The organism is Methyloceanibacter sp., from assembly GCF_058506495.1.
On record NZ_JBZMXT010000090.1, the window covers coordinates 1 to 8,105 of the forward strand.

The window sequence follows — 8,105 nt, forward strand, 5'->3', positions numbered from 1 at the left end:
GTACCCACACTGGAATGTCCGCTACTGGCACTTAGCTGCCGTGCATCTCGATGCCAATGATGTCTGCTTCTGGGTGCAAAGCAGTCGTTTCTAAGTCGTGCTCCGATGTCGGTTAATGACCCAAAGTAGATATCACAGATTTTTGCGCAGTCTTTGTTCAGCAAGCGCGATGCATTTCGTATTGAGACCTGACCCAACGCATTATTGGACGGTCACTCCATCGATCTAATGCCGCGGCGAGAGAGTCCGAGCCCAACGCAAAATTCAGCCGATGATCCCCTTCGAGATGCGATCGCCGAGGATCAAGCGGCAGACCCTCATGCCCGAGATGATCACGGTGCGCACGCCCGCACCCGGTTGGGACCAATGGCCGCAAAGATACAGGCCTTCAATCGGCGTGGTGTTCCCCAGGCCTCGCGGGCCGAGTTGATCCGGGGAACGCTCCCATCCGTAGATCGGACCAATCGTTCGCAGGGCATATCGGTCCGGAAACCCGGCGGCCGCTTCGGGTCCGACGCCGAGGTGGCCGGGCAACTCCGGCATCACGGGCGCGGCGCATTCCGCCAGTTGCCGGACGGCGTCGTCGGGGATGGATCGGGGATCACCGGGAATCATACCCTGGATCACCACCAGGTGCTCTCCCTCGGGGCCTGCTGCCGGATCGGTGATTGTCGGGATCGTCACGGTGACGCCGTCGAGATTACCGTTGAGGGCGGCTTGGAAGTTGGCGTCGTGGTTCTTCGAGGGGAAGACCACGGTCTCGTGGACCGTTTCGGAAGGTACGAGATCTGCCGGAATAGCGGTGTAGAGCGCGACAACGAAGATCGAAGGCCGGAGATTCTCCACCTTGGCCCGGTAGTCGGCGGGGAAGTGCTCCGCGCCGGCCATCTCCCCGACGGTAAGGCGCGCGTCGACATTGGAGATCACGATAGGCGCATGGAACGTGTCGCCGCCGTCGGTGACGACGCCCCGCACGGCACCGTCGCGAACGACGATCTTCTGCACCGACGTGCCCGTTCTGACCTCCGCGCCATGCCGTTCGGCACCCTCCCTCAGAGCCTCCGCCAGCCGGCCGAAGCCCCCCATGCAGTAGAAGGCTCCCTCTTCCACCATGTTGGCCGTCATCGAGCCCCACACGGGAAAGCTCAAGCGCGACGGGGGAAGGCCCAGGTACAGCCAGAGGGCGGCCAGCACCGACTGGGCGTCGGCGTCAAAGCCGTAGCGGTCGAGGCCCTCACCGAGGGTCGTCGCCCGGTTGCGAAACAGCTGGGGGAACCGCAGGGGGACGGCAAGCTTCTGGATCGGGCCCGGTGCAATAGGGAAGCGCAAGGCTTCGGAGTGGATCCGTGAACAGTCGTCGATGAGCTCGGCGAAGGCGTCTTCCCGGCCGGGAAAATGCTTCGCCAGAGAGGCGACGTATCCCTCGCGCCCGGCACCGCTGACGCTGACGTCGAGGTCGGGAAACACGGCCCGATACATGGGCTCGATACGGACGAGCTCGCACCGGTCGGCAACGTCCAGTCGTGTCAAAACGTCGGTGATGATCCCCTCGCCACCGGTCGTCGGGCGAGATCCACCCATCACCATGTGCAGCGCCGTGTCGAATCTACGGCCCTTCCATTCGAACGGGGCAGCATGCCCGCCGACCGCCGGCTCCTTCTCCAGCAGAATGACGTCACGTCCCTCCTTAGCCAGAAGCCCGGCAGCAGTCAGACCGCCCAGACCGCCGCCGGCCACCACCACATCGAAGCGGTCTTTGCGTGAGTTCATCTCGTCGACCTTCCTGGGACTCGCCCGGCAATCCAACACGAACGCGACAACGGCTCAGCCGAGGGCGTACGGGACCTACTGAACTGTAATCACCTGGCGAAAAAGCACCACGTCCGTCAAGCGGCCCGCGTGTGATACCCCGCCTGGCGGGCGCCTCGTGTCGAAGCCAGTCGCGGATGGAAGGCTGCTGCGCGATCTGGCCTGTCATGGACGATCCTTTGACTTGCAAGTTTTGAGGCGACTCGGTCCAGCGTGATGTCCGCTTATGGCACTTAACAGACCTCTATCGTGACCACGGCCATGTCGCCTTATGAGAGCAAAGCGGACATAGCGCAGTGCCTGTTCTTGGCAGTCAGTCTTCGTTGTCGCGTGGAACGGCTTTTCGCCTCATCTGACCTGAGTCTGCCTCGCCGACTTTACGAACCGCGACGAGAGTTAGGATAGGTCCGAATATCTCAAAAACAATTGCGCTCCCAATCGTGATGGCCAATAGCGTCTCGGCCAGATCGGGAAAGTACTGGCCCCCCACAAGAGCCATACCGAGCGCGACCCCAGCTTGAGGAATGAGAGCGAGACCAAGCCAACGTCGGTAAGGCACGGGTACGTCTGCCAGGACGCCGCCGAGCCACCCGCCAAATACACGTCCCAGAGTTCGTAGTGCAATGTAGGCGATGCTGATTGGCCCAATGACGCGAAATGCCTCCACTTCCAATGAGGCACCTGCAAGGACAAAGAAGAGGATCATAAACGGCCATTCGATGTGCTCGATCTCATGAAACGGTCGATTATGGTGCGCTGCCAGATTCGCCACGATCATGCCGGCGGTCATCCCGGCCAGTAGAAAGGAAACTTCGAGCCAGAGCGCCAGGCCCGCGCACAAGAACACCACGCCCAAGGCCTCTGCTTGAATGGGTTCGCCTGGTTGGAGCCGTCCAGTGAGAAACGCCGCTGGAAAGCCAACGATGGCACCAACAAGAAGAGCGCCGCCGAGATCCCACAAACCATGTTGCAGAACAACGAGGCCGCTTTCTCCCGTGATGGCTCGCGCTGCGACCAGCAGCAGGCTAAAGACGATTAAGCCCCAGGCGTCGTCCACCGCGACGATCCCCAGTAGCGTCTCTGTGAAGGGGCCCTTCGCGCGTGCCTGTCTGACGACGTCCTGGGTTGCGGCTGGCGCTGTCGCGGTTGCGATGCCAGCAAGCAAGAGCGCAAGGATCAGTGGGACGCCAATCACGATCAAACCAACGCCGACAAGCATTGCTGTCAGGACCACAACCACGAGCGAGACAACGAGGATTGCCTTGCCGTGGCTTTGCAAGGCCTCAAGCGATAGCCTGCCACCGAGCAAGAAGGCGACCATAGTCAGAGCAACTGACGCCAGAAACGCGTACCAATCCTGAAGCTGCGTCGGCAAGAGATCCAATCCCGCCGGACCAACCGCGAGACCGAACAGGATGAGCAGCGTAACGCGCGGCAGGCGCGTGCGTCGCCCGATCTCGTCGGTTGCGAGCCCAACAATTAAAAGCGCACCCAACGCGAGCAGCAGGACGGGCAGATCCATCGAGGTTCACGTCTCCAATTGATCATTCCTGTTTGGGAGATAATAGAGCCAATAAAGAGGGGGTGTGCACCCTCTGCGCTTGTCGGATCTCGATCTTGGGACCGACTATGTCTGCTTCCGGGTGCAAAGCGGTCGTTGCCACCCATTCGCGTAGACTTTGGTGTCATGCCAATTGCGGGCGTCAGTGTTAAGCTCATGCTATTCAATTGAGTTCAACACAGGTGGAATGCGGATGCTGCGCTGGATCATGTTGTTGGTGACGCACGGAGTCGTCTTTGCTGCCGGCTTCGCGCTCGGTGTTTATTTGCTACCAATCCTGACTGCGCCGCCTAGCCTTGATCGTGCAATGCTGGCTGAAACCGCGAAGGCAGCGCAGTTCCAGACGACATTCTCTCGGGATCTGCCGGGCAGCGACCTATTGCACTGGGGCGAAGGGACAGTGAGCGTCACGCCGGAAAAGATCGTGCATGAAGGCAAGTTGGCGCCGGGGCCGGACTACAAGCTCTATCTAGTGCCAGAATTCGTTGATGACGAAGCCTCATTCTTGAAGGTCAAGGACAAGTCGGTGCGAGTCGGAGACGTCAAGACATTCGATGGGTTCCTCGTCGATTTGCCTAGCGGTACAGACATTAACTCGTACAACACTGTTCTTGTTTGGTGCGAAGCGTTCGGTGAATTCATCACCGCCGCGGAGTATCGGTGATGGTCCCCCCTGCCCGAGACGTTACTAGTGAGACCCCTGCAAACCGGTACAGCCCAAGGGGCTAAATACTATACTGTTGTCTCGAAGCGAAGATGATCGAACGGCTGCGCAAGTTCATCCCCGTGCTCGATTGGGGCCGCACTTACAACGGTGCCGCTCTCTCGAACGACTTGGTCGCTGCGGTGATCGTGACGATCATGCTGATCCCGCAATCCCTTGCTTACGCGCTGCTTGCGGGCCTGCCGCCCGAGGCCGGCATTTATGCCTCTATCGTGCCGATCCTCCTCTATGCGATTTTCGGCACATCCAGAGCGCTGGCCGTTGGTCCTGTAGCCATCGTATCGCTAATGACGGCGTCGGCCGTTGGGCAGGTGGCCGAACAAGGCACTGCCGGATATGTGATCGCGGCCTTGACACTCGCGCTGCTGTCGGGGGGCTTTTTACTCGCGCTCGGCGTGCTCCGACTCGGGTTTCTCGCAAACTTTCTTAGCCACCCGGTAATTGCCGGCTTTATCACGGCGTCCGGCATCCTGATCGCTTGCAGTCAGCTGAAGCACATCCTTGGTGTCGAGGCGGGCGGCAATACGCTGCTGGAAATGCTTGGCTCGCTCGGGGCGCATCTCGACCAGACTAATGTGATCACGCTCGCCATAGGTGCCGCTGCGATAGCGTTCCTGTTTTGGGTACGCACCGGATTGAAGCCGTTCTTGCTAAAGATCGGGTTCGGGCCGAAGGTGTCCGATCTGATGACCAAAGCCGGCCCAATCGTGGCAGTTATAGCGGCGACACTGGTGGCTTGGTATTTCAGCCTTAACGAACGCGGCCTATCGATTGTCGGCGAGGTGCCACAGAGCCTGCCGCCGTTGACCATGCCGGGGCTCGCGCCTGACTTGATCGCCGAGCTCGCGGTGCCGGCGATCCTCATCTCGATTATCGGCTTCGTGGAGTCCGTCTCGGTAGCCCAAACGCTCGCCGCAAAGAAGCGCCAGCGCATAGACCCTGATCAGGAATTAATCGGCCTCGGTGCTGCGAATATTGGCGCAGCCTTTACAGGTGGCTATCCGGTGACCGGCGGCTTTGCACGCTCGGTCGTCAACTTTGACGCGGGCGCCGAGACCCCAGCGGCTGGTGCCTACACCGCTGTCGGCCTCGCTATCGCTGCGGTCGCCCTGACACCACTCCTCTACTTTCTCCCGAAGGCAGCCCTTGCTGCGACCATTATCGTCGCGGTGCTAAGCCTGGTCGATCTGTCGATTCTCAAGAAGACCTGGGGCTATTCGAAGTCTGACTTCGGCGCCGTCGCCGCGACTATCCTATTGACGCTGTTGCTTGGTGTGGAAGTCGGCGTTGCAACCGGCGTAGCAATCTCGGTTCTGCTGCATCTTTACAAGACGTCGCGGCCACACGTGGCCGAGATAGGCCTGGTACCAGGCACGCAGCATTTCCGCAATATCAAGCGCCACACAGTCGAGACAGATCCAACTGCCCTAATGCTTCGCGTCGATGAGAGCCTCTATTTCGCTAATGCGCGCTTTCTTGAGAGCCTAATATTGGAGCGCGTGACCGAGGGCTGTGGAATCCGAAATGTCGTCTTGATGTTCTCTGCGGTGAACGCAGTCGACTACTCAGCATTAGAAAGCCTTGAGTCAATTAACGATCGCCTGAGTGATATGGGCGTCGGCTTGCACCTGTCGGAGGTGAAGGGGCCGGTGATGGATCGACTGAAAGCTTCCCACCTGCTGCAGCATCTGAATGGGCGCGTGTTTCTATCGCAATACGATGCTTGGATGGCCGTCTCAGGCCAACAACTTGATCGGCTTGAGCCTGTTACGGCTGACAAATCGTAATGACTGTCTTGCGAAGCGTCGTAGTGCGGGTCTTAGCGACCTACCTCAAAAGCATCCGCTCGACGTCTGCTTTGAGTCATTGGCTGACACCAGAAGGCGAATTTGGGACGTCCAGCTTACGCTCGTAAGCAGACATCTTAATCGCTGCGATCACATTCGGCGCTCTTTGGATAGTTCCGTATAGGCAGCATTAATGGCAGCAATTTTCTTGGTCGCCCGCGAAACAAATTCCGGTGGCACGCCACGCGCAATCATCTTGTCAGGATGATTATCAAGAACCAGCTTGTGGTAGTGCCTTCTTAATGCGTCATCGTCGATGTCACGCGGCACCCCCAACACCTGGTAAGGATCCGATGTAAGCAAACTCAAGTGTCGGGCCTTAGCGTTTTTGAATTCCGTCGGAGTGAACCCAAAACGCCGTGCTACGTCATCCAGAAATTTCTCTTCACTAGGGTCGAATACGCCATCCGCCATCGCTATGTGAAAGAGGCCCTCAAGTATGTCCCCTAGAAGCTTGCGATTGCCCTTCAATAGAGACGCAAGTTGATCAGCATAAATCTCATAATCGTGGACATCTTGTTTGGCGAGGTTAAAGATGCGCGCAACGTTTTCTGTCTCGCCCTTTGGCACTTGGAACACTTCTTTGAAGGCCATCACTTCATCGGGCGTGACGGTGCCGTCGGCCTTAGCCATCTTGGCGCCAAGCGAGATCACGCCGACGGTGAATGCGACCTGATGGCCAGCGTTACTATCACCATCATGGTGAAGAGTAGGACTGCCGGTAAGCAACCCAAGCAGACCATGGACTCGCTCACTGATGTGCGCCCCTTCGAGGACTTCAGTCGTAGCGTGTGCCATTTTTGCCCAGATCGACATACTTCCTCTGCCCTTAAGGTCCAATCCAGTGCCCCAACTTGCGATGGGCGCTTCAAGAGAGACCAACTCAAATTTGATAGCCGAGGCTAGTTACTGAAGTCTACCGGCTCAGATTTTAAGTGTTCCACTCTAATGTCCGAACTTCCTTTTGATCGTGGTCATCTGCCGACCCGGAGTATGTCCGCCTAGGGGCGCGAAGCGGACGTCCCTTAGTCGCTTCCCGATGTCCGTTAACGACCCAAAGCGGACAGTCCGTAGGCTTTAGATTCCCCGTCGCACGCGCGCATTGCTGCCGCCCTGAGCCTTCGTTGTCATGCTGCCGCAAATACGAGCGGGGCGCGGCGGGGCCCCCAACTTTCCGGTTCTCGCTCGAACGCGCCGGGACAGATCTCGCCGCAGGAGGTGCAGTGACCGCTAGCATCGAGCCCCCACGACGTGATTGTGTAACCGTCGCGGCCGATCAGGCATGTGCCGCAGGCATGGCAATAGGTGCTCTGGCTCGCCTCATCGCGGATGTTGCCGGTATAGACGTAGCGGAGACCAGCCGACGCCGCGATGTCGCGGGCGCGCTTGAGAGTCGTTGCCGGCGTCGTGGAGATGTCGCGCATCCTCCAATCGGGGTGAAACGCGGTGAAGTGAAGTGGGACGTCCTGCCCGAGCTTTTCCGCCACCCAATCGCTTAATGCGCCAATCTCGTGAGAGGAGTCATTTTCTCCCGGAATGAGCAGCGTGGTGATCTCAAGCCAAGTGTCGGTTTCATGCTTAACGTAGAGGAGCGTATCCAGCACGCTCTCTAGGGAGGCAGTACAAAGCTTGCGATAGAAGTCTTCCGTGAATCCCTTCAGATCAATATTGGCAGCATCCATGGCACCGAAAAACTCAGGCCGTGCGCCTTCACCGATATAGCCGGCCGTGACGGCGACCGTCTTTACGCCGACCTCCCGGCAAGCCGCCGCGACATCCACTGCGTATTCAAGGAAGATGACCGGATCATTGTAAGTGAAGGCAACTGATTTGGCGCCGCTATCGAGCGCAGCCTGCGCGATGGCCTCGGGCGATGCCTGCTGCTGGAGTCGGTCATTGGCCCGCGCCTTGGAGATGTCCCAGTTCTGGCAGAACTTGCAAGTTAGATTGCAGCCAGCCGTTCCGAAGGAAAGCACAGCGCTGCCGGGGAAAAAGTGGTTAAGCGGCTTCTTCTCGATCGGATCAAGGCAGAATCCTGAGGACCGACCATAGGTCGTGAGGAGAATTGCGTCGTTCTTACGCGCGCGCACGAAGCAGAGCCCCCTCTGGCCTTCATGTAGCTTGCATTCACGAGGGCAGAGGTCGCATTGCACGCGGCCATCAG

At 58.8% G+C, this 8,105-nt stretch carries 6 protein-coding genes; 2 read left to right on the forward strand and 4 right to left on the reverse strand.

Annotation, left to right across the window (positions count from 1 at the left end; genetic code table 11):
* Window positions 1–264 precede the first annotated feature (264 nt).
* Both AC33YF_RS11880 and AC33YF_RS11885 read right to left on the reverse strand, forming a co-directional pair.
* Window positions 265–1,770 carry a phytoene desaturase family protein gene (locus AC33YF_RS11880; protein WP_491777420.1) on the reverse strand — a complete coding sequence of 502 codons (1,506 nt, stop codon included), beginning with the start codon at window positions 1,768–1,770 and terminating at the stop codon, window positions 265–267.
* 352 nt (window positions 1,771–2,122) lie between these two features.
* Window positions 2,123–3,331 (reverse strand): cation:proton antiporter, encoded by a 1,209-nt coding sequence (locus AC33YF_RS11885; protein WP_491777421.1) that lies wholly within the window; start codon window positions 3,329–3,331, stop codon window positions 2,123–2,125.
* Window positions 3,332–3,563: 232 nt separating this feature from the next.
* Between AC33YF_RS11885 and AC33YF_RS11890 the strand changes: the two genes are divergently transcribed.
* Together AC33YF_RS11890 and AC33YF_RS11895 are read left to right on the forward strand one after the other, a co-directional pair.
* The gene (locus AC33YF_RS11890) at window positions 3,564–4,034 is read left to right on the forward strand and encodes a DM13 domain-containing protein (RefSeq protein ID WP_491777422.1); all 471 of its coding nucleotides are present in this window, start codon (window positions 3,564–3,566) and stop codon (window positions 4,032–4,034) included.
* A 92-nt stretch (window positions 4,035–4,126) separates the two neighbouring features.
* Entirely contained in the window at window positions 4,127–5,881 is a 1,755-nt protein-coding gene (locus tag AC33YF_RS11895) for a SulP family inorganic anion transporter (protein WP_491777423.1), read from the forward strand.
* Window positions 5,882–6,031: 150 nt separating this feature from the next.
* On the opposite strand, the gene AC33YF_RS11900 is transcribed toward AC33YF_RS11895, so the two are convergent.
* Together AC33YF_RS11900 and amrS are read right to left on the reverse strand one after the other, a co-directional pair.
* On the reverse strand, window positions 6,032–6,757 hold the full coding sequence (locus AC33YF_RS11900; protein ID WP_491777424.1) for a TerB family tellurite resistance protein: 726 nt from the start codon (window positions 6,755–6,757) through the stop codon (window positions 6,032–6,034).
* Between the two features lie 311 nt (window positions 6,758–7,068).
* On the reverse strand, window positions 7,069–8,105 hold a 1,037-nt coding region (gene amrS, locus AC33YF_RS11905), incomplete at its 5' end, for an AmmeMemoRadiSam system radical SAM enzyme (protein WP_491777425.1).